This window comes from Pseudomonas sp. GM49 (assembly GCF_000282355.1).
Classification (GTDB): Bacteria; Pseudomonadota; Gammaproteobacteria; order Pseudomonadales; family Pseudomonadaceae; genus Aquipseudomonas.
Genome location: NZ_AKJL01000192.1, coordinates 1 through 20,178, shown reverse-complemented (window position 1 = coordinate 20,178; position 20,178 = coordinate 1). Strand labels below are relative to the sequence as shown.

Here is a 20,178-nt window from a genome sequence, read left to right as displayed (position 1 = left end):
TCGCGCCAATGAAAAACCTCAAACGCAACGCACTGCTCGGTTTGTCCTGCATGAGCGCCCTGCTCACCATCACCCCGGCCCACGCCGAACCGACGCTTTACCTGGGCATGAACGGCGGGACCATGGAGCGGCTTTACGCCGACAAGGTACTGCCGGCTTTCGAGAAGGCCAACAACGTCAAAGTGGTGATCGTGCCCGGCACCTCCGCCGATATCCTGGCCAAGGTCCAGGCCAGCAAGGACAACCCGCAGATGCATGTGATGTTCCTCGACGACGGCATCATGTACCGCGCCATCGCCATGGGCCTGTGCGACAAACTCGAAGACAACCCGGCCCTGGCGCAGATTCCCGACAAGGGGCGGATCAAGGATCAGGCGGTGGCCGTCAGCCTCGGTGTCACCGGGCTGGCCTACAACACACGCCTGTTCAAGGAGAAAGGCTGGAGCGCGCCGACCTCGTGGATGGACATGGCCGACCCGCGCTTCAAGGACAAACTGGTGTTCCAGTCGATGGCCTCCTCCACCTTCGGCCTGCACGGTTTCCTGATGTTCAACCGGATTCAGGGCGGCAGCGAAACCAACGTCGATCCGGGGTTCAAGGCTTGGCCGAACACAGTTGGGCGCAACGTACTGGAATACATCCCGAGTTCGGCGAAGATTTCCGAAATGCTCCAGACCGACGAGGCGGCGCTGTTTCCGCTGACACCGACCCAGGTTACCGCCCTGAAGCTCAAGGGCATGCCGGTGGAATACGCACAACCGAAGGAAGGCGCCGTGGTGCTCAACGTCGCTGAATGCGCCATCGCCAACAACACGCAACCGCAACTGGCGCAAAAACTCGCCGCGTTCCTGCTCACCCCCGAAGCCCAGGCCGCCGCGCTTGAGGACGGCGACCAGATTCCTTCCAACCCCAATACCCCGACCTCCGAGCGAACCCGTGGGCAGGTCGAAGCGATGAAACAATACCTGGAGACCGCAATCGCGGTGGATTGGGATCAGGTCAACGAACAGCGCCCTGCGTGGAATGCACGGTGGAATCGGAGTATCGAGCGATAGGCGACTGACACGACTGCGCTTCACAAACGACGCCCCCTGTAGGAGCGAGCTTGCTCGCGATGGACGTCAACGATAACGCGTGCTGCCTGAGTGCCCGCGCTATCCAGAGTTTTTCGCGAGCAAGCTCGCTCCTACAGGCCCTTCCAAGTGACCGGTCGGAACCGCTCCGACGCGCACTGACACAACTGGAAGCAAATTCTCTGCTCTGGTTACACTATGGCGCCCCGGCTCGGGGAGCCTGCCCGCACACCAGAGGTGACATCTCAGTGGCCGTTCGACCGCCCAATCGTTCGCGAATCAAATCGCGCTGGCAATCGTTGCGTCGCCTTCTCGGCAAGGCACCGGCCGCCGGCAGCGCCGAGGCAGGCGAGGTTATCCACGACTACTTTCGCCACCAGGCCCATTCCCGGGGCTACACCCTCAGCCACAGCCAACAACGCGTGATCGACTGCATGGCCCGGCATGCCTGCATGCTGATGGGCGCTTCGACGAAATCCCTTCCCGGCCTTTACCTGCATGGTGCCGTGGGACGCGGCAAGAGCTGGCTGCTCGACGGTTTTTTCCGGGCCGTTCCCCTGGCGCAAAAACAACGCCTGCACTTCCATCAGTTTTTCGCCCAATTGCACCAGGGCATGTTCAAGCACCGCGAACAGGCCGACGCCCTGGCGGCTACCCTCGATGAACTGCTCAAGGATTGCCGGGTGCTGTGTTTCGATGAGTTCCATGTGCACGACATCGGCGATGCGATGCTCATCACCCGGTTGTTCAAGGCACTGTTCCAGCGCGGCATCCTGTTGCTGGTCACCTCCAACTACCCGCCCGCAGGCCTGTTGCCCAATCCGCTGTACCACGCCCGCTTCAAACCGGTGATCGACTTGATCAATGCGCGCATGCAAGTGATGGAAGTCGGCGGGCCGCACGATTATCGCAGCCAGGTCCGCAGCCACGCGCAACAGCTGTTCACCCAAGGCCGTTATGTGTGGCCGGCCAGCGCGCTGCAGCGGCACTCATTGAATCTGCCGGATCGCGGTGCCCCGCCGCTGTCGCTCCCCGTGGGCACCCGACACTTCCAGGCGCGTTTGTGCGATGAGCGCCGCATCGGTTTTACTTTCGCCGACCTGTGCGACCAGCCTGTGGCCGTGATGGATTACCTGGAGCTGTGCCGCCGCTTCGATAGCTGGATCATCGATGACCTGCCGCGGCTCGGTGATTGCTCGATTGCCGCCCAGCAGCGTTTCATCAACCTCATCGACGTGCTCTACGACCAGGACAAGCACCTGACGCTGCTCGGGCAGCACGCCTTGCGCGAAAGCCTGGACGGCGATGCCATAGATCTGGCACGCACCCGCAGTCGATTGGGGCAACTGGTGGAAGTCAGCGAACCGGCCTGACAGATCACCGGTCTTTCCCGCTATCATGTCGCGCATTTCCGGGGCCACACGCCCTTTCCTTGATCAATGGCGAATCTGTTCATGCATACCCTTGCTCAATTGCGTGCCGGCGAGTTGTCGGGCATCACGCGGCTGGATCTGGTCGACGGCCTCACCGAATTCCCTCGGGAGATTTTCGATCTGGCGGACTCGCTGGAAGTGCTCAACCTCAGCGGCAATGCCTTGAGCGCCCTCCCCGAGGACTTGCATCGCCTGACCCGTTTGCGCGTGCTGTTCTGTTCCGATAACCGCTTCACCGAGTTGCCGGCCTGCCTGGGCCAATGCGCCGCTCTGACGATGATCGGCTTCAAGGCCAACCGCATCGCCCACGTGCCCGCAGCGGCGCTACCACCGCTGCTGCGCTGGCTGATCCTGACCGACAACTGCATCGAGACGCTGCCGAGCGAGTTGGGAGAGCGGCCATACCTGCAAAAGCTCATGCTCGCCGGCAACCGCCTGCAGGCATTGCCGCAGTCGATGCGCAATTGTCATCGGCTGGAGCTGATCCGCATCGCCGCCAACCAGTTGACCGAGTTGCCGCAATGGTTGCTGGAATTGCCGAGCCTGACCTGGCTGGCCTATGCCGGTAACCCGCTGGAAACCGAAGCCGATGCCGCGGCCCTCGACGCGACACCGCGCATTGACTGGTCGACATTACGCCTTGAGAAAAAACTCGGCGAAGGTGCGTCCGGGGTGATCCATCAGGCTGTTTGGCAACCGGCTGAGCAGCCGCCCATGGCCGTTGCGGTGAAGCTCTACAAGGGTGAAATGACCAGCGATGGCTCACCGCTGCACGAGATGAACGCCTGCATCACCGCCGGCCTGCACCCGAACCTGATCCGCGTCGAAGGGCGGATTGTCGATCACCCGCAGCAAACCACCGGGCTGGTGATGCAACTGATCGCACCGAGTTACCGCAACCTCGCCGCACTGCCGAGCCTGGCGTCGTGCAGCCGCGACATCTACCCCGACGACTTGCGCTTGAGTGCCACGGTGGCGCTACGCATTGCCTCGGGGATTGCCTCGGTGGCCGAGCACCTGCACGGCCATGGCATCACCCACGGCGACCTCTACGGGCACAATATTCTGTGGAATGAACAGGGTGATTGTTTGCTGGGGGACTTTGGCGCGGCGTCGTTCCACGGGATTTCCGACAGCCTTGAAAGCCGTGCCTTGCAGCGGATCGAGGTGCGGGCGTTCGGGGTGTTGTTGGGGGAGTTACTGGCGCGGATCGACTCGGGGTTGAGCGATGAACGGCGTGGAGTGCTGGAAGATCTGGAGCGGCGTTGCTGTCAGCCGCAAGTGCTGGCGCGGCCGGGGTTTAGCGAAGTCGTGGAGCAACTGAAAAATCTGTGACCGCTGCGCGGTCATTCGCGAGCAAGCTCGCTCCCACAGGGACAGCGCTAAACCTGTGGGAGCGAGCTTGCTCGCGATGACGGTCTGACAGACAACAGAACCGTCATTGACACAAAGACTTAACCCGCCAACCCGACAAACATGTCCTGCACGTCGTCATGGTTATCGAGGCCTTCGAGGAACGCTTCGACTTCAGCCATCTGCTCATCGCTCAGGCCGCTGACCGGGTTTTTCGGCTGGTAGCCCAGTTTTGCCGACAGCACGGTGAAGCCTTGTTCCGGCAGGGCTTTCTGTACCGCGTCGAGGTCGGTCGGCTCGGTCAGGAACAGGGTTGCCCCCTCTTCACCCGGTTCGAAATCCTGCGCACCGGCTTCGATGGCGGCCATTTCCGGGTCGGCGTCCAGGGTGTCCGGCGACGCTTCGATCATGCCGACATGGTTGAAGTCCCAGGCCACCGAACCGGAAGCGCCCAGTTGGCCCTTGCGGAACGCCACGCGGATCTCGGCGACGGTGCGGTTGATGTTGTCGGTCACGCATTCAACGATCAACGGCACCTGATGCGGGGCGAACCCTTCATAGGTCACGCGATGGTATTGCACGGTCTCGCCCAATAGGCCCGCGCCCTTCTTGATGGCGCGATCCAGTGTTTCCTTGGGCATCGAAGCTTTCTTGGCCTGTTCAACCACCAGGCGCAAATGCGCGTTGGTAGCAATATCGGCACCGTTGCGCGCAGCAATGGTGATTTCCTTCACCAGTTTGCCGAAGATCTTGCCCTTGGCATTGGCTGCCGCTTCTTTGTGTTTAACCTTCCACTGTGCGCCCATTTCTCACTCTCTTATCTGTGGCATCTGTGGCGCCGAGACATCTATTGGCCGACGCATTGCGCAAGTTTATACGGCCTAAAGTTGGCAATCGACCAAAAAATCCCGACTGGCATCGACATCTTCACCAGCGGTTGTAGGGGGATTCTGAAATGCCGCTTTAACGTGTCCGCAATGCACCGGGGTTTCGTACGCTTTGCACCCTATTCAACGGCAGCAGCGTGTTCGATGCACAACGACAAGGAAAGTCCCACCACCCTGACGCTTCTCGATGACGACCTGAGTTTCCAGGTAGTCCGGTTCAGCGGTCATGAAGCACTCAACCAGCCCTATCGATTCGACATCGAGGTTATCGGGCTGGCACCGGCCCTGAACCTCGAACGATTGCTGCACCAGCCGGCGTTCCTCGAATTTGGCCACGAACAAGGCATACATGGCGTGTTGCACAGCGCCGGTTGTGAACATCGAAGCGCACACCGGGTCGCTTACAAATTGGTGTTGGTGCCCAGTATTCAGGCGCTGGATCAGCAACGCTGCCGACGGGTTTTCCAGCGCGCCAGCGTGCCCATGATCCTGCGCCGGTTGCTGGAGGAACATGCGCTGCCCGCCGGCAGTTATCGCTTTGAACTGGCAACCGGGCACTATCCCCTGCGACCTTTTTGCATTCAGTACGAAGAAACCGACCTGGCGTTGCTACAACGGTTGTGCGAGGAAGAAGGCATTCATTATCACTTCGAGCATCAACGCGACGGCCATGTGCTGGTGCTGGCAGATGACAGCCTGAGTTTCCCCCAGGAACCGCTGTGCATGCCGCTGCGCAGCGACTCCCTCGATGAACACCACGAACCGGTGATCAGCGAATTGTTCCAGCGCCATGACGCTCCGCGCTCCCCCGTGCGCCCAAGTGCCAGGAATCCTGGTGCACCGGACATCAGCGACGGCGCAGCCAATCACTTGTTCGCCCCGCCGAAACACTTTCCCGCTCGCGAACAACAACATCGCGACCAGCTCAGCCGTCGCCAACTGGAACGCCTGCGCTGCCGACACCTGCAGATCCACGGTCAAAGTAACCAGGGTGCATTACGCAGTGGCCGGATCGTTCAGGTGGCCGGGCATCCGCTGGCGAATTTCAACGATCAATGGCTGGTCACCGAAATCCGCCATCAGGGGCGTCAGTCATCCATTCTGCTCGACGACGCACCGCGCACGACGCCGGGTTACCGCAATCAATTCAGCGCCATCCCTTGGTCGACGGTGTTCAGGCCTGCGCTCAAACAACCCAGGCCGAGTATCCCCGGGTATCAGCCCGGCCAGGTGTGCGGCCCGGTCGGGCAACCGGCGACGGTGGATGAGGATGGCCGGGTTCAAGTGCAACTCTGGCCCGCCACACAATCAGCCGCAGAGGCATCCGATGGCCTGTGGCTACCGCTGGCGCTGACCACCACCGAGGACTGGATCGATCCGACCCGCCTGCCCGTGGCTGGCAGCGAAGTACTGGTGATTTTCCTCGACAGTGATCCGGATCGCCCGGTGCTCTGCACGGCCATGGGCCCTCGGCCACAACCTCGCCACCCTCGTCCGCGCGAGCCCCGTGGCGATACCCGCCTGCTGTTCGACTGGCTGCTCAACCGCTCGGACCTTGCGCCCTGATGCTCAACCCTTGTCGGCCTTGCCGGCCGCAGCGGCGAACTTCGCCAGACGCACGTCCAGATGCCGTGGCCGACGCCCGTGATCCTCCGCTCGCTCCTTGCGGCGGATGGCGTTGCGCACCATCAGCGAACCGATGTAGCGAATCGGCTCCGGCGGGAAAAACCCCAGCGGCCCGTTGACCAGCGGCGAGCGGGTCCAGGGGTTGTCCAGGCCCTGGACCATCGACGCCAGAATCTGCCCGCCCATATGGCATGGCCCGACACCGCTGCCGGAGTAGCCGAAACCGTAGAACACATTGCCACTGGCGCTCATCTGCCCGAAAAACGGCAGCCCGGTCACCGAACGATCCGACGGACCATTCCAGGTCGCCTCGACCTTGACGTCGGCAAACGCCGGGAAGAAATCCGTCAGGCTGTTCTGCAACAGACCTGCATAGGGCGAAGGCTGATCAAACACCGGCAGCATGCGTCCGCCATAAGCGAAGGTATTGCCGCCCTTGCCGAGCATGATCCGGCCGTCGGGGGTGTTGTGGTAGTAGTGCACGAAAATCCGCGAATCGAGCACCGTGACACCGCTGGTCAAGCCGATTTCATCGAGCAAATCCGGCCGTGGCTCGGTGATCAGCATGTCGCTGGAAACGATCGCCACGCTGCGTTCGAACTGCGGGAACGCCCGGGCCATCCAGGCGTTCATCGCCAACACCACGCGGTCGGCGCGAATGGTGCCGTTGCGGGTTTGAATGCCCGCCGGCCTGCCCTCTTCCAGTCCGGTCATCGCGGTATTTTCGTGAATCCTCACACCCAATTGCAGGGCGACCCGGCGCAGCCCGCGCACCAGTTTGCCCGGTTGCACACTGGCCGCGGCCGGGGAAAACCAGCCTTCCAGGTGTTTGCTGGAGCCAGCCATGCGCTGCACATCGGCCACCGGTCGCTGGGTGAAAGAGTTGATGCCGTTGCGCTCCAGCGCGGCGATGACCGCATCGGTCGAGCCGCATTGGGCACGATTGGTGGCGGTGTAGAGCGTACCGTCGAGGCGGTAATCGGCGTCCACCGCATATTGTTCGCAGAAGGCACCGATGGCATGGATGCTGCGCTCGGACTCCTTGACCAGGCGCACTGCCTCTTCGACGCCGAACAAACGCTCAAGGGTGAAATACTTGGCCGACCACGACAATGCACAACCACCATTGCGTCCACTGGCCCCGGCACCACAGATATCCGCTTCGATCAGCAACACGTCGAGTTCGGGGTTTTGTTCCTTGAGCATGATCGCGGTCCATAACCCGGTGTAACCGCCGCCGACGATGCACACGTCGGCGCGGCTGTCGCCTTCCAGTGGCGGACAGGTTTCGGATGCATCAGCCTTCAAGGCCTGGTCCAGCCAAAAGGGTCTCATGGGTCAATCTCCAGTCAGTGGCCCACACGCCGGCCTGCCGCAGACGCAGCAGGCCGCGAGGGACAGGATTCAGGAACGCAGGGGTTTGACGGTCATCGCTTGATTGGGTACGTAGGCGAAGTGAGTACCCAGGCCGCCAGGGCGGCTGTTCCAGTGCGGGATCAACACCAGTGCGGAGAACATTGCGCAGCCGGCGAAGACGATGAACACGGTAACGGTGTCGAAGTAGCCCGGCAGCAGCCCGCCGAGAATCGCCCCGACCGAGCCACAGCCGTTGACGAACCCGGCCGCCGTCGCACCGGCCTTGGCCGTGCCGAAGTCGATGGCGGCAGCGCCGCTGATCATCGAGTCAGGTCCATAAAGGGTCAGGCCCATGACGAACAGCAATGCCACCACCAGGATCACGCTGCCGGTGTGCAGGGCCCCCATGAACAGCGCCAAAGACACGGTCAGTGCCAACAGGCTGAGCACACAAGCGGGCATGCGCCGGGCGCCGAACAGTTTGTCCGAGGCCAGGCCGATCATGATCGGCCCGAGCAACCCGGCCAGCTCGAACGAAGTCGGAATGATCGCCGCACCGACCTTGCCCACCGAAGGCATCTGTTCGAAGACGATCACCGGCCCCCACAGCAGGATCGCGTAACGCGCCGGTTTCAGCATGAAGTACGCCAACCCCAGCACCAGCACTGTTCGGTTGCGCAGGATTTCCTTCAGCGGCTCCCAGATGCTGATTTTGCTTTGGGCAAGGGTTTCTTCCGCCGTCAGTTCCGGCTCTGGCTCCACGGCCGGCAAGCCCACGTCTTCCGGTTTGTTGCGTTGAAAAATAAAAAACAGCACGGCGACCAGCCCAACCACCGCCGCACTGGAAACAAACGCCGCATGCCAGGTGCCGATGAGCGTATACGCCCACCACCCGGCAAACGGCGACGCCACGAGACCGCCAAAGGCGTAGCAGGAACTCCACAGGCCCAATACCCGCCCGCGTTGTTCGGAGGGGAAGAAACTGCCGAGGTTCTTGCACAGCCCCGACCAACCGGTGGACTGCGCCAGGCCTTGTATCAGCATGCAGGTAGCGAAAATCGGTAATGTTGCGAAGTTACCCATCACCAGCGCCGCGCCAGCGGAAATCAGCAACCCGCCAAGCACCACCACCCGCGGCCCGAAGCGGTCGGCCAGGATGCCCCAGGTGAATTGTCCGACGGCATACGCCGTCAGGTAGATGGCGTCGAGGTTGGCCATGGCCATTTTGTCGAGCATGAAGGTCGGGTCTTCGGCGATGCCGAGCTTGGCCACCGAGAAGGCTTTGCGGGTGAAGTAGAAAGCGGCGTAGGCGAGCCAGGTGATCGCGAAGATCTGCACGCGCCAACGCTTGATGGTGCCGATGTGCTTGTTCATTGTGGTTCTGACCTCAGGGTGTGAGTGTGCCGGCAGAATTGGAAGAAAACGCCTGTGTTTTTTATTGTTGAGCACTGCGAAATCACCTTGTCCCTGTGGGCGATTCCGGTCAGATGAGTCCTGTAGTTGCACGCACAGGCTCATGGCACCCGCTGCTGTTCGATTGACCAGTCACCGGGGCTGAGGTGGATAAAAACAATTACTGATTAATAAGTGAAATCGATTTATCGTATTTCAAAAATAAGCTCAGCTTGTTACTGGAGATTCCCATGTCGGTTTCCCACGCCCAGCTCAAAGCGTTCCACGCCGTGGCGGTCCATGGAAGCTTTACCAAAGCCGCCGAGCGGCTTTTTCTGACGCAACCGGCGATTTCCGACCAGGTGCGCAAACTCGAAGAGCGCTACGGGGTTTTGCTGTTTCACCGCAACAAGCGTTCGGTGCGCCTGACCGATCTGGGTGAGCGCCTGCTGAGCGTTACCCAGCGGCTTTTTGTGATCGAGGCGGAAGCCCAGGAGCTGCTTCAGGAGTCCCAGGCCTTGCAGACCGGCAGCCTGATTCTGGCGGTGGATGCACCGGTGCACGTGCTACCGCAGATCGCGCGGTTCTGCGAACGCTATCCCGGGATCAGCGTGAAGATCGAAACCGGCAACACCGATGAGTCGCTGTTTCGACTGTTCAACTATCAGGCCGACCTGGCGTTGCTGGGCCGTGACGTCAGCGATGAACGGCTGATCTCCCTGCCCCTGCGTAACGACCCGATGGTGGCGTTCGTGTCGCGCAATCATCCGTGGGCCGACCGCGAATCCATTACCCTCGCGGACCTCGACGACACGCCACTGGTGTTGCGGGAAATCGGTTCGGTGACGCGCCAGACCCTGGAGGAAGAAATGGCCGGCGCCGGGTTTCGGATTCGTCCGGCGATACAGGTCGAAGGCCGGGAAGCGGCGCGTGAAGCGGTGGTGGTGGGAATTGGAGTTGGCGTGGTGTCCGCCGCCGAGTTCGGTGCGGATTCCAGGGTGTGCGCGTTACCGATTACCGACTGTAAACGGCGATTGACCGAGACGCTGGTGTGCTTGCGCGAGCAGAGTTCGCGGCGGCTGGTGGCGACTTTTCTGCAGATGGTGCGCGAGAGTCTTGCGTAGGCAGGTTCGGCCTCTTCGCGAGCAAGCTCGCTCCCACAGGGATTTATGCTGCTCGCCGATTTTGTGTACGACACAGAACACTGTGGGAGCGAGCTTGCTCCGGGCGGCGATCCGATGATGGCAGACGACTCGGTCTACCTGACAGGCGCCAACCCCAAAAACGCCTGAATCAACCGCAAATCCCGCCGCCGCTCCATGCAACCGATCATGTGCCGATTCACCAACCCCTCGCCAATGATCGGCACCGCCGCCACCCGCGGGTCGTGGCTGACCTCCACCGACGACACCACCCCTACCCCCAGTTCGGCGGCCACTGCCTCGGTCACCGCTTCGCGGCTGTCCAGTTCCAGCAGCACCCGTGGATTGACCTTGGCCTGGGCGCAAGCCTCGTCGAAGGTGCGCCGGGTAATCGAACTCGGCTCGCGCAGCACCATGATCACCTGATCCAGCTCCTTGAGCTGTACGCCTTTGGCCATCTGCGCCCAGGGATGCCCGTCGGGTACCAGCGCGCAAATCCGTGATTCGTTCAGCGCCTGCAGATGCAAGCCCTTGCGCGGCTCGATTTCGGTCAGCACCGCCACGTCAGCATGCTCGGACAACAACGCCGCCAGGGTTTCCTGGGCGTTGCCCAGGCGCAGGTTCACCGTGATCCCCGGATAGCGCGCGCGCAGGCTGGCGAGCATCGGCATGACCATGTGCGGACCGTCCGCCGCCACCTCCAGACGCCCGGTGAGCAATTGCCGATTGGCTTCGAGCATCACCTGCGCCTCTTCGGCCAGGCCAAACATCGCCCGGGTGATTGCCGCCAGTTTGGTGCCCTCCTCCGTCAGTTCCACCCGTCGGGCGGTGCGACGCAACAAGGTGATCTGGTAGTGCTCCTCCAGGGCCTTGATGTGCCCGGTGACCGCCGGCTGGCTGATGAACAGCCGCGCCGCCGCCCGGGTAAAGCTGCCTTCCCGGGCCACGGCATCGAAGGCGCGGAGCTGAAACAGGTTCATGAATAACCCTCACTGATGGCTGGCATAACAACAAACAATTTGATTGATAACTCGGCAAATTGCAATTTAGGCCACGTAGCTTCATCCCATCGATTGCGAGGACACGAGAATGAGTACTGCCGCACCCATCCTGCTCACCCCCGGCCCGTTGACCACTTCGCCCCGCACCCGTCAGGCGATGATGATCGACTGGGGTTCATGGGATGACCGCTTCAATCAACTGACCGCCAGCCTCTGCGAGCAACTGCTGGCGATCATCAACGGCGCCGCCACTCACCACTGCGTGCCCCTGCAAGGCAGCGGCACCTTCGCGGTGGAGGCCGCGATCGGCACCTTGGTGCCTCGGGACGGCAAGGTTCTGGTACTGATCAACGGCGCCTACGGCAAACGCCTGGCGAAAATCTGTGAAGTGCTGGGCCGCGCCTTCAGCACCTTCGAAACCGCCGAAGACGAACCGACCACCGCCGCCGACGTCGACCGCCTGCTGCGGGCCGATAACGGCATCACCCATGTCGCCCTGATTCACTGTGAAACCAGCACCGGCATTCTCAATCCGCTGCCAGAAATCGCTGACGTCATTGCACAACACGGCAAACGCCTGATCATCGACGCCATGAGCTCGTTCGGCGCGCTGCCGGTGGACGCGCAACAGGTGCCCTTCGATGCACTGATCGCCGCCTCGGGCAAATGCCTGGAAGGCGTGCCAGGCATGGGCTTTGTCTTCGCCCGCAAAGAATCCCTGGCCAGCGCCGCCGGCAACTCGCATTCGCTGGCGATGGACTTGCAGGACCAGCACGCTTACATGGCCAAGACCGGCCAGTGGCGCTTCACCCCGCCGACCCATGTGGTCGCGGCGCTGCACGAAGCCCTGCTGCAGTACAACGAAGAAGGCGGCTTGCCGGCCCGGCACGAACGTTACGCCGCCAACTGCCAGGCACTGATGGAGGAGATGGGCAAACTGGGGCTGCGCAGCTTCCTGCCGGCGGCCATTCAGGCGCCGATCATCGCCACCTTCCATGCCCCGAAAGATCCGCGCTACCAGTTCAAGGAGTTCTACGAGCGGGTCAAGGCCAAGGGTTACATCCTCTACCCCGGCAAACTGACCCAGGTCGAAACCTTCCGCGTCGGCTGCATCGGTCATGTCCAGCCAGCCGAAATGCGCGAAGCCGTAGCGGCGATCGCTGAAGTACTGCGCGAGATGGAAGTCCTCGACATCTAGATCACACCGCATTCCCCTGTAGGAGCGAGCTTGCTCGCGATGAGGCCCGGTCAGTCGACACACCTGTTGAATGAAAGACCATCGCGAGCAAGCTCGCTCCTACAGTAAAGCTGCTCTTCAATAGCCAGTTATTACAGGATTCAGATCACCATGAACTACACCAACCCAACCAAACTGCAAGCCGCCATCCTCGACTGGGCCGGCACCGTGGTCGACTTCGGCTCCTTCGCCCCGACGCAGATTTTCGTCGAGGCCTTCGCCGAGTTCGACGTCCAGGTGTCCATCGAAGAAGCCCGTGGCCCGATGGGCATGGGCAAGTGGGACCACATCCGCACCTTGTGCGATCAGCCCGAAGTTGCCGAGCGTTATCGCAAAGTGTTCGGCCGCACGCCGACCGACGATGACGTCACCGCGATCTACCAGCGCTTCATGCCCCTGCAGATCGAAAAAATCGCCGAACACTCGGCGCTGATTCCGGGGGCGCTGGAGACCATTGCCAACCTGCGCCAGCAAGGGATCAGGATTGGCTCCTGCTCCGGTTACCCGAAACAGGTCATGGACAAAGTGGTCGAACTGGCCGCCACCAACGGCTACGTCGCCGATCACGTGGTCGCCACCGACGAAGTCCCGAATGGCCGCCCATGGCCGGCCCAGGCGCTGGCCAACGTCATCGCCCTGGGCATCGACGATGTCGCCGCGTGCGTGAAGATCGATGACACCGTGCCGGGCATTCTCGAAGGTCGCCGCGCCGGCATGTGGACCGTGGCGCTGATCTGCTCGGGCAACGCCCTGGGCCTGGACTACGAAGGTTATCGCGCGCTGGGCAGCGACCAACTGGACAGCGAGCGCAAGCGCATCCACGCCATGTTCGAAGGTTCGCGCCCGCACTACATGATCGACACCATCACCGATCTGCCGGAAGTGATCGCCGACATCAACAAGCGTCTGGCCAACGGCGAAATGCCGCAATCGAGCTAAAAAACGCAACTCCCCCCCCTGTAGGAGCGAGCTTGCTCGCGATGGTGTGTCAGTCGACATCAACGTATCTGACACTCCATCGCGAGCAAGCTCGCTCCTACAGGTTTTTCTGTCCAGGACATGAACGAGGGCATTCAGCGACCAATCGCCTCAGGCAATCCCGGTGAAACAGGATTACAGTTAAAGCACACCGTCGGACAAGAACGGTGGCTTTAAACCGGACCTCTGAGGAACACCGTATGCCGTGGAAAAATTCCGCCTCGCGCTACAGCACCGTATCGATCGCGCTGCATTGGTTGATGCTGGTCCTGCTGGTGCTGGTTTACGCCTGTATCGAGTTTCGCGGGTTCTTTCCCAAGGGCAGTGGCGGGCGCACGCTGATCGTCGAATCGCACTTCATGCTCGGCCTGACCGTATTCGTTCTGGTCTGGCTGCGATTGTTCGCACGCAGTCTAGGCCCGGCGCCGGAGGTCTTCCCGGCCTCGCCGCACTGGCAAACGACGCTGGCCAGGCTGATGCACTGGGCGCTGTACATTTTCATGATCGCCACGCCGATTCTCGGGTGGCTGGTCGTCAGCGCCAAAGGCAATCAGGTGATGTTCTATGGTTTCGACCTGCCGATGCTGATCGCGGAAAACAAGGACCTGGCCAAACAACTCCAGGACTGGCACGAGCTCGGCGGCACTATCGGCTATTGGCTGATCGGCCTGCATGCCGCGGCCGCGCTGTATCACCACTATGTGGTGGGCGATAACACCTTGCTGCGGATGATGCCCAAAGGCGGAACCCGCGATACCTGAGGCCAGCTCCCACACTGGATCGCAGCGCCACTCAGTTTTTTGAACTCAAACCCCGCCACCCCTGCAAGCCGCCGGTGTGGATGAAGATCAGTCGCGTACCTTGGGCGAATCGGCCCGCTTCGACTTGCTGCTTGAGTGCCAGCAGTGCTTTGCCGGTATACAGCGGTTCCAGGGGGATGCCGCTGGCCTGCCCGGTCTTTTCGATGAAGTCGAGCAGCAGCGGATCAACCTTGGCAAACCCGCCGCGACTTGCCTCGAACAGCTCATACGCCGCATCGACCAAACCCGCTTCCTGCACGATCATCTCGACCTGCTGCGCCACACCATGATCGTCAGGCACCGCCAACGCCCCGTAAACCGGATGATCACCCGCTTCGGCCAGCACCAGCCCCGCGAGGGTCGTGCCGGTGCCGCAGGCCAGCCACCAGCCGTCGTAATCACTCCAGCCCAATCCAGCCAGTTGCGCATCAACCTGCGCCCGCAACTGCATGCACCCTCGTGCGCCGGGTAATCCGCCTCCACCTTCAGGCACCGGATGCAACGTCGGGTACCGTGCTTGCCAGGGCTGCCAAAAACCCGCTTCATGTCGCGCCCGATAGCCGCCGTAACCCAGCCAGTGCAACTGCATGCCGAACGCCTGCAAATCCCTCATCGTTGGCGTTTCCTGAGGATGCCCGCGCAACAGGCCGACGGTGGAAAAGCCGAAACGCTTGCCGGCCGCCGCCAACGCGTGGAGGTGATTGGAGTGCGCCCCACCGAGACTGATGATGCCTTCGGCACCGATGCGCTCGGCGGTCTTCAGGTGCTCGATGAGCTTGAACCATTTGTTGCCGCTGATCAGCGGGTCGATCCGGTCCAGACGCAGAATCGCCACTTCGATGCCGGCGTGAGCAAGCCAGTCGAGATCAAGGCGTTCGAGAGGGGCCAGGGGTAGCCAGGTGTCGGGAGGGAGAAGCATCAATGCCGGCTCTAGGTGAAGAGCCGGCATCTTAACAGCCATGCGGACGCTATCGCGGGCAAGTCGAATCGTCGCACCGCCGCTCCCACAGTGGATTTGTGTCGCTCACAAAACTCATGAACAACGCGATAACTGTGGGAGCGAGCTTGCTCGCGATGGCCATTGGCACGCTGAACCTGCTATTACAACTGCGCCGCCAACCGCGACCCCTGATTGATCGCCCGCTTGGCATCCAGCTCCACCGCGACGTCCGCGCCGCCGATCAGATGCACGTTCTGCCCCGCCGCCACCAGGCTTTCATGCAATTCACGCAGCGGATCCTGCCCGGCGCAAATCACGATGTTGTCCACCGGCAGCACCTGCGGTTCGCCGGTTTCACCGATGCGGATGTGCAGGCCTTCGTCGTCGATCTTCAGGTATTCAACGCTGTTGAGCATCTGTACCTGCTTGTTCTTAAGACCCGTACGATGAATCCAGCCGGTGGTCTTGCCCAGGCCGTCGCCGACCTTGGACTTCTTGCGTTGCAGCAGGAACACCTCGCGGGCCGGCGCATGGGGCGCAGCCTTGATACCGGCAACACCACCGCGTGCCTCAAGGTGCGTATCGATACCCCATTCCTTCCAGAACGCGGCGCGATCCTGACTGGTAGCGACACCTTCATGAACGAGGAACTCGGAAACGTCGAAACCGATACCACCGGCACCAATCACCGCGACACGCTTGCCGACCGGTTTGCGCCCCAGGATCACATCCAGGTAGCTCAACACCTTGGCGTTTTCCACTCCCGGAATCGCCGGCACGCGCGGCGCAATACCGGTGGCCAGGATGATCTCGTCGTAGCCGCCCTCGAGCAGCGAGGCTACGTCAACGCGGGTGTTCAGGCACACCTCGACGTTGGTGGTCTGCAACTTGCGGTTGAAGTAGCGAATGGTCTCAAAGAACTCTTCCTTGCCCGGAACGCGCTTGGCGATGTTGAACTGACCGCCGATTTCGCTGGCCGAATCGAACAGCGTCACCTGATGGCCACGCTCGGCGGCCACGGTCGCGGCGGACAAACCGGCAGGGCCGGCACCGACCACGGCGATTTTCTTCAGTTGCTGCACCGGCAGGTAATTGAGTTCGGTTTCGTGGCAGGCACGCGGGTTGACCAGGCAACTGGTCAACTTGCCGCCAAAGGTGTGATCGAGGCAGGCCTGGTTGCAGCCGATGCAGGTGTTGATTTCATCGGCGCGACCTTCAGCGGCCTTGTTGACGAAATCCGGGTCGGCGAGGAACGGCCGCGCCATGGACACCATGTCGGCATCGCCCTCGGCGAGAATCTGCTCGGCGACTTCCGGGGTGTTGATACGGTTGGTGGTGATCAGCGGAATAGTGACCGAGCCCCGCAGCTTGGCCGTGACCTTGCTGAACGCCGCACGCGGCACTTTGGTGGCGATGGTCGGAATCCGCGCTTCGTGCCAGCCGATACCGGTGTTGATGATGGTCGCGCCGGCCTGCTCGATGGCCTTGGCCAGTTGCACGATTTCTTCCCAGGTGCTGCCACCTTCGACCAGGTCGAGCATAGACAGACGGAAGATGATGATGAAATTCGGGCCAACTGCTTCACGCACGCGACGAACGATTTCCACTGGCAGGCGCATGCGGTTTTCGTAGCTGCCGCCCCAGCGGTCGGTACGGTGGTTGGTGTGGGCGGCGAGGAACTGGTTAATGAAATAACCTTCGGAGCCCATGATTTCCACACCGTCGTACTCGGCGGTTTGTGCCAGTACCGAGCAGGTGACGAAATCGCTGATCTGCTTCTCGATGCCTTCCTCGTCCAGTTCCTTGGGCTTGAACGGGTTGATCGGCGCCTGGATCGCACTGGGCGCGACCTGTTTCGGGCTGTAGGCATAACGACCGGCATGGAGGATCTGCATGCAGATCTTGCCGCCTGCGTCGTGCACGGCACGGGTGACGATACGGTGCTTGAGCGCCTCTTCTTCGGTCGTCAGCTTGGCCGCACCGGAATACACGCCGCCCTCGTCGTTCGGGCCGATACCGCCGGTGACCATCAGGCCGACACCGCCACGGGCACGTTCGGCGAAGTACGCCGCCATGCGTTCGAAACCACCCGGCTTTTCTTCAAGACCGGTGTGCATCGACCCCATAAGGGTGCGGTTGCGCAGCGTGGTGAAACCCAGGTCCAGCGGAGCCAACAGGTGCGGGTATTGAGCGGCGGTCATCGGTAACTCCACATCGAGCGATCACGGAAAGTGCAGGAGCTCTACGGCCCCCGTCAGTCATGTTCGACAGACTAAGAGTCGCGACGCTGTCGCTCAATGACTGTAACTGACAACTTAATGATCGAAATGAGCAGCTACTACTCAATACTAAAACGACCTTCCGGTGCAGGTCCGGGTTGAAACCTGCTCCAGGAAGGTCGCACCTTTCGGACTTTGGACAAGCCCGCAAGGTTTACGCGCAGAACCGGCTTAGCATGCGCCTGCTACCGTCCGCTGAGGTGCAACGTAGTCGTCCTGTTGCTTCGCTCGCTGAGTCAGCGCCAGCATCGTCAGGAACCCGAGCCCAATCAGTACCGGATAAGCCATCAACAGTTCGGAAAGGGAGTACTTCCAGGCCAAAGGGCGCCCGACACCCAGCATGGCGGCATACATCCAGGACACTGCCGACAACGAGCCGCAGGCTAACGCCAACATCCGAGCACTGAATCCGAGATTGAGCAACGAACCTGCCTTTTGCAGGGCTGGCAGTACCAGGCGATGCAACAAGACGCCGTTGTAACTCAATAACGCAACAATAATGACTTTGGCTTGAAGCTTTGGATTCATGAAGTATTCGACACCTTTATCCAGGTAATCGATACCGACAACAGCGACACCCGTTACCCACAGAGCTATCAGTGCAACGATGACAGACTTCTGAAGGCTTTCCATGTGAGCATTATCATGCTCAGTGAATACTTTTCGCCTTAACAGGTCTTTAACCATAGCGACATCACTGGTCAACACCAAACCAATGGCTACACAACACGCCACCAAATGAACGTAAATAACACCCAGACGTAAAAACTCCAGGAATTGTTTATTTTCCAGCAGGCTCATAATTGTATTTATCGCCACGGTATTCTCTCCACCTTATTCGACAGTACAGATCGACTAATTGACAGGATCCTTAATTATTAAAACCCTGTGCGACCTTACTTCTAAAAGATAAGCCAAATCATGGACTCGGCACTGTTAACCTCATTGATTCGCCTGGCAAATCAATGACCGGCTTTTTTATCACCTCCCTGATTTTCAGATAAAAACCCCCATTTGCACTCACTGCATTTGAGATTCAACTTCCACTTCTTTTTTGCGATTGCTGGGGCAGGTCATGGCTGACGTGCTTGGGAATCAGAGGCCACAGACGCTGCAATGTTCACTTTCCGAGCAAGCCACCGACAAACGGTGCGTAGCGCAAGTGCACATGAAGCGACCGTAATGAGTCAACTTTCACGCTATGCCACACCACAACTGGCCTGCTTGACTACATGAACTTTTATAAGTGCATATTGGATCCGCTAGTTGTTATACATCTGACAACACGCACAATAGCGAGCGACTCTCATCCAGAGCAAAGTCTCACTGCGGAGTCCACCGTAATCCGGGCACCCTTTCAGGCTGGCAACGACGCAGGATTAATTGAAACAATCAGGGTACGAACCAGGTTACTTGATCGTCAGCGAATGGAAGTTTGGGGCGCGGATCAAACTGGAATACGAGGACCTGTGTCATGTTCAAAACCCGAAGTAAACAAATGCCGTAGCTGCCGCTATACCCCATGCGGCCAACGCCATGACTGTTGAATTGTACGGTAATCGGGATTCGCTCAATTGCTGCAAGCCGGGCTTCGAAAAACCGGTCTGGTCATAACGGCAATCCATGATAGCCCGGTAGGTATATCGGAGGCCGACTAACAGAAACAGGGTAATCAGGCCGAGGACAAGTCCATGCCTGATAGGCGGTTTAACCAATGGCGCAAGGTGATTCTGTGCGCAGGCAACGCTATAGACTTGCGCAACGGTGATTAGTTGATAGTCCGTCGAAGACCGCTTCTGGCCATTCTGGATCGCCGCCAGTTGCTCCAGATCCAACACCTGATACTTCCAGAGCGTTGACGAACCTTTGCGGCAGAAGGTAAACGCAGCAGGACTTGAGACGGCGATAATAAAAGCGTCGTTGATGTCCAGTTTTTTCAGCGTTTCCGTGGCTGACCTGGTGAAGTCCAGGTCGAAGACCGAAGTAACCCCGGTAGCAGAAGCCGCGACCGCAACCAAAAGGCTGCTCAAGACGCAGATGGCTGAAATGTTCAAGGCAGGGTTTCCTTTTTCCATTGTTTCTTTGATTTCGCAGTTCGGTTCCAACCTGCTTTGATGAGTTCCAGTACGCTGCTGGCACCCCGATAGCTAATGGGCAATTGAATGGAAGGAGAAAGGGAGGGCATCCATTGCCCTCCCCTCCGCTGTCCACGCTCCCTGCGACAGTACCGACCAGGACCTCAAGTGGCCAGAATGAAGTCCGTCTGATCAACGGCCGCGCTGTTGACGCCGACAAGACGGATGGAGTCCGCCCCGAAGCCAACCACCGTGTCTGCCCCGTCAGCCGCTATGCTCACGTTGGCAGCGAACGTCGCGCTGGTGATCCCCAGCCCCGTGACATTGAGCAAGTCCTGCTCTGCAGCCAAATTGGCTCCGAAGTTCAGGATCGTATCGTTGCCGAAACCCGCGGCAGCAAACACGAAAGTATCGTTGCCGGCGACGCCGCCACTCATCACGTCGTTACCGCCACCGCCGATGAGAACGTCGTTACCCGCACCACCCACGATCGTGTTGGCCAGCCCGTTGCCGGTGCCCGCGAAGTTGCCGCTGCCGCCGAAAAGCAGATTTTCGACGTTGGCACCCAGGGTGTAGCTCGCGAGCGAGGTCCAGACCGTGTCAATA

At 60.4% G+C, this 20,178-nt stretch carries 16 protein-coding genes and 1 pseudogene; 8 read left to right on the top strand and 9 right to left on the bottom strand.

The features are described from left to right. The first annotated feature begins 8 nt into the window (after positions 1-8). The 3 genes from PMI29_RS11940 (at position 9) to PMI29_RS11950 (ending at position 3,841) form a co-directional block, all read left to right on the top strand. A complete protein-coding gene (locus PMI29_RS11940) occupies positions 9-1,055 on the top strand; it encodes an ABC transporter substrate-binding protein (RefSeq protein WP_007999506.1) in 1,047 nt (348 codons plus the stop codon). A 266-nt stretch (positions 1,056-1,321) separates the two neighbouring features. Continuing rightward, positions 1,322-2,446, top strand: a complete 1,125-nt coding sequence (gene zapE / locus PMI29_RS11945) for a cell division protein ZapE (protein ID WP_033052484.1) — start codon at positions 1,322-1,324, stop codon at positions 2,444-2,446. Positions 2,447-2,527: 81 nt separating this feature from the next. Next, entirely contained in the window at positions 2,528-3,841 is a 1,314-nt protein-coding gene (locus PMI29_RS11950; protein WP_033052489.1) for a leucine-rich repeat-containing protein kinase family protein, read from the top strand. Positions 3,842-3,960: 119 nt separating this feature from the next. On the opposite strand, the gene PMI29_RS11955 is transcribed toward PMI29_RS11950, so the two are convergent. Then, the gene (locus PMI29_RS11955; RefSeq protein WP_007999500.1) at positions 3,961-4,665 is read right to left on the bottom strand and encodes a YebC/PmpR family DNA-binding transcriptional regulator; all 705 of its coding nucleotides are present in this window, start codon (positions 4,663-4,665) and stop codon (positions 3,961-3,963) included. A 225-nt stretch (positions 4,666-4,890) separates the two neighbouring features. Here PMI29_RS11955 and PMI29_RS11960 point away from each other — a divergent pair, with 225 nt between their 5' ends. Further along, positions 4,891-6,312: a type VI secretion system Vgr family protein gene (locus PMI29_RS11960; protein WP_007999497.1), complete on the top strand. Its 1,422-nt coding sequence runs from the start codon at positions 4,891-4,893 to the stop codon at positions 6,310-6,312. 3 nt (positions 6,313-6,315) lie between these two features. Here PMI29_RS11960 and PMI29_RS11965 read toward each other — a convergent pair whose 3' ends face one another. Then, positions 6,316-7,707 carry an FAD-dependent oxidoreductase gene (locus PMI29_RS11965; RefSeq protein WP_007999495.1) on the bottom strand — a complete coding sequence of 464 codons (1,392 nt, stop codon included), beginning with the start codon at positions 7,705-7,707 and terminating at the stop codon, positions 6,316-6,318. Positions 7,708-7,776: 69 nt separating this feature from the next. Beyond that, positions 7,777-9,102, bottom strand: a complete 1,326-nt coding sequence (locus tag PMI29_RS11970) for an MFS transporter (RefSeq protein WP_007999494.1) — start codon at positions 9,100-9,102, stop codon at positions 7,777-7,779. 269 nt (positions 9,103-9,371) lie between these two features. On the opposite strand from PMI29_RS11970, the gene PMI29_RS11975 reads away from it, so the two are divergent. After that, on the top strand, positions 9,372-10,244 hold the full coding sequence (locus tag PMI29_RS11975) for a LysR family transcriptional regulator (protein WP_007989132.1): 873 nt from the start codon (positions 9,372-9,374) through the stop codon (positions 10,242-10,244). 134 nt (positions 10,245-10,378) lie between these two features. Here PMI29_RS11975 and PMI29_RS11980 read toward each other — a convergent pair whose 3' ends face one another. Further along, entirely contained in the window at positions 10,379-11,242 is an 864-nt protein-coding gene (locus PMI29_RS11980; protein ID WP_007999488.1) for a LysR substrate-binding domain-containing protein, read from the bottom strand. Positions 11,243-11,351: 109 nt separating this feature from the next. Between PMI29_RS11980 and PMI29_RS11985 the strand changes: the two genes are divergently transcribed. From PMI29_RS11985 to PMI29_RS11995, 3 genes are all read left to right on the top strand, one after another. Then, on the top strand, positions 11,352-12,461 hold the full coding sequence (locus PMI29_RS11985; RefSeq protein ID WP_007999485.1) for a 2-aminoethylphosphonate--pyruvate transaminase: 1,110 nt from the start codon (positions 11,352-11,354) through the stop codon (positions 12,459-12,461). A gap of 150 nt (positions 12,462-12,611) precedes the next feature. Continuing rightward, positions 12,612-13,439 carry a phosphonoacetaldehyde hydrolase gene (gene phnX / locus PMI29_RS11990; protein WP_007999483.1) on the top strand — a complete coding sequence of 276 codons (828 nt, stop codon included), beginning with the start codon at positions 12,612-12,614 and terminating at the stop codon, positions 13,437-13,439. Between the two features lie 239 nt (positions 13,440-13,678). Beyond that, a complete protein-coding gene (locus PMI29_RS11995; protein ID WP_007999481.1) occupies positions 13,679-14,239 on the top strand; it encodes a cytochrome b in 561 nt (186 codons plus the stop codon). Between the two features lie 31 nt (positions 14,240-14,270). Here PMI29_RS11995 and PMI29_RS12000 read toward each other — a convergent pair whose 3' ends face one another. The 5 genes and pseudogenes from PMI29_RS12000 to PMI29_RS12020 form a co-directional block, all read right to left on the bottom strand. Further along, positions 14,271-15,197, bottom strand: a complete 927-nt coding sequence (locus PMI29_RS12000; protein WP_007999479.1) for a 1-aminocyclopropane-1-carboxylate deaminase/D-cysteine desulfhydrase — start codon at positions 15,195-15,197, stop codon at positions 14,271-14,273. Between the two features lie 182 nt (positions 15,198-15,379). Then, positions 15,380-17,419: an NADPH-dependent 2,4-dienoyl-CoA reductase gene (locus PMI29_RS12005; RefSeq protein ID WP_007999477.1), complete on the bottom strand. Its 2,040-nt coding sequence runs from the start codon at positions 17,417-17,419 to the stop codon at positions 15,380-15,382. 249 nt (positions 17,420-17,668) lie between these two features. Beyond that, complete coding sequence (locus PMI29_RS12010; RefSeq protein WP_007999475.1) at positions 17,669-18,316, bottom strand: hypothetical protein; 648 nt, start codon at positions 18,314-18,316, stop codon at positions 17,669-17,671. Positions 18,317-18,975: 659 nt separating this feature from the next. Then, complete coding sequence (locus PMI29_RS12015) at positions 18,976-19,551, bottom strand: hypothetical protein (RefSeq protein ID WP_007999473.1); 576 nt, start codon at positions 19,549-19,551, stop codon at positions 18,976-18,978. Between the two features lie 185 nt (positions 19,552-19,736). Beyond that, positions 19,737-20,178, bottom strand: a pseudogene (locus tag PMI29_RS12020) (calcium-binding protein); the annotation flags it as partial.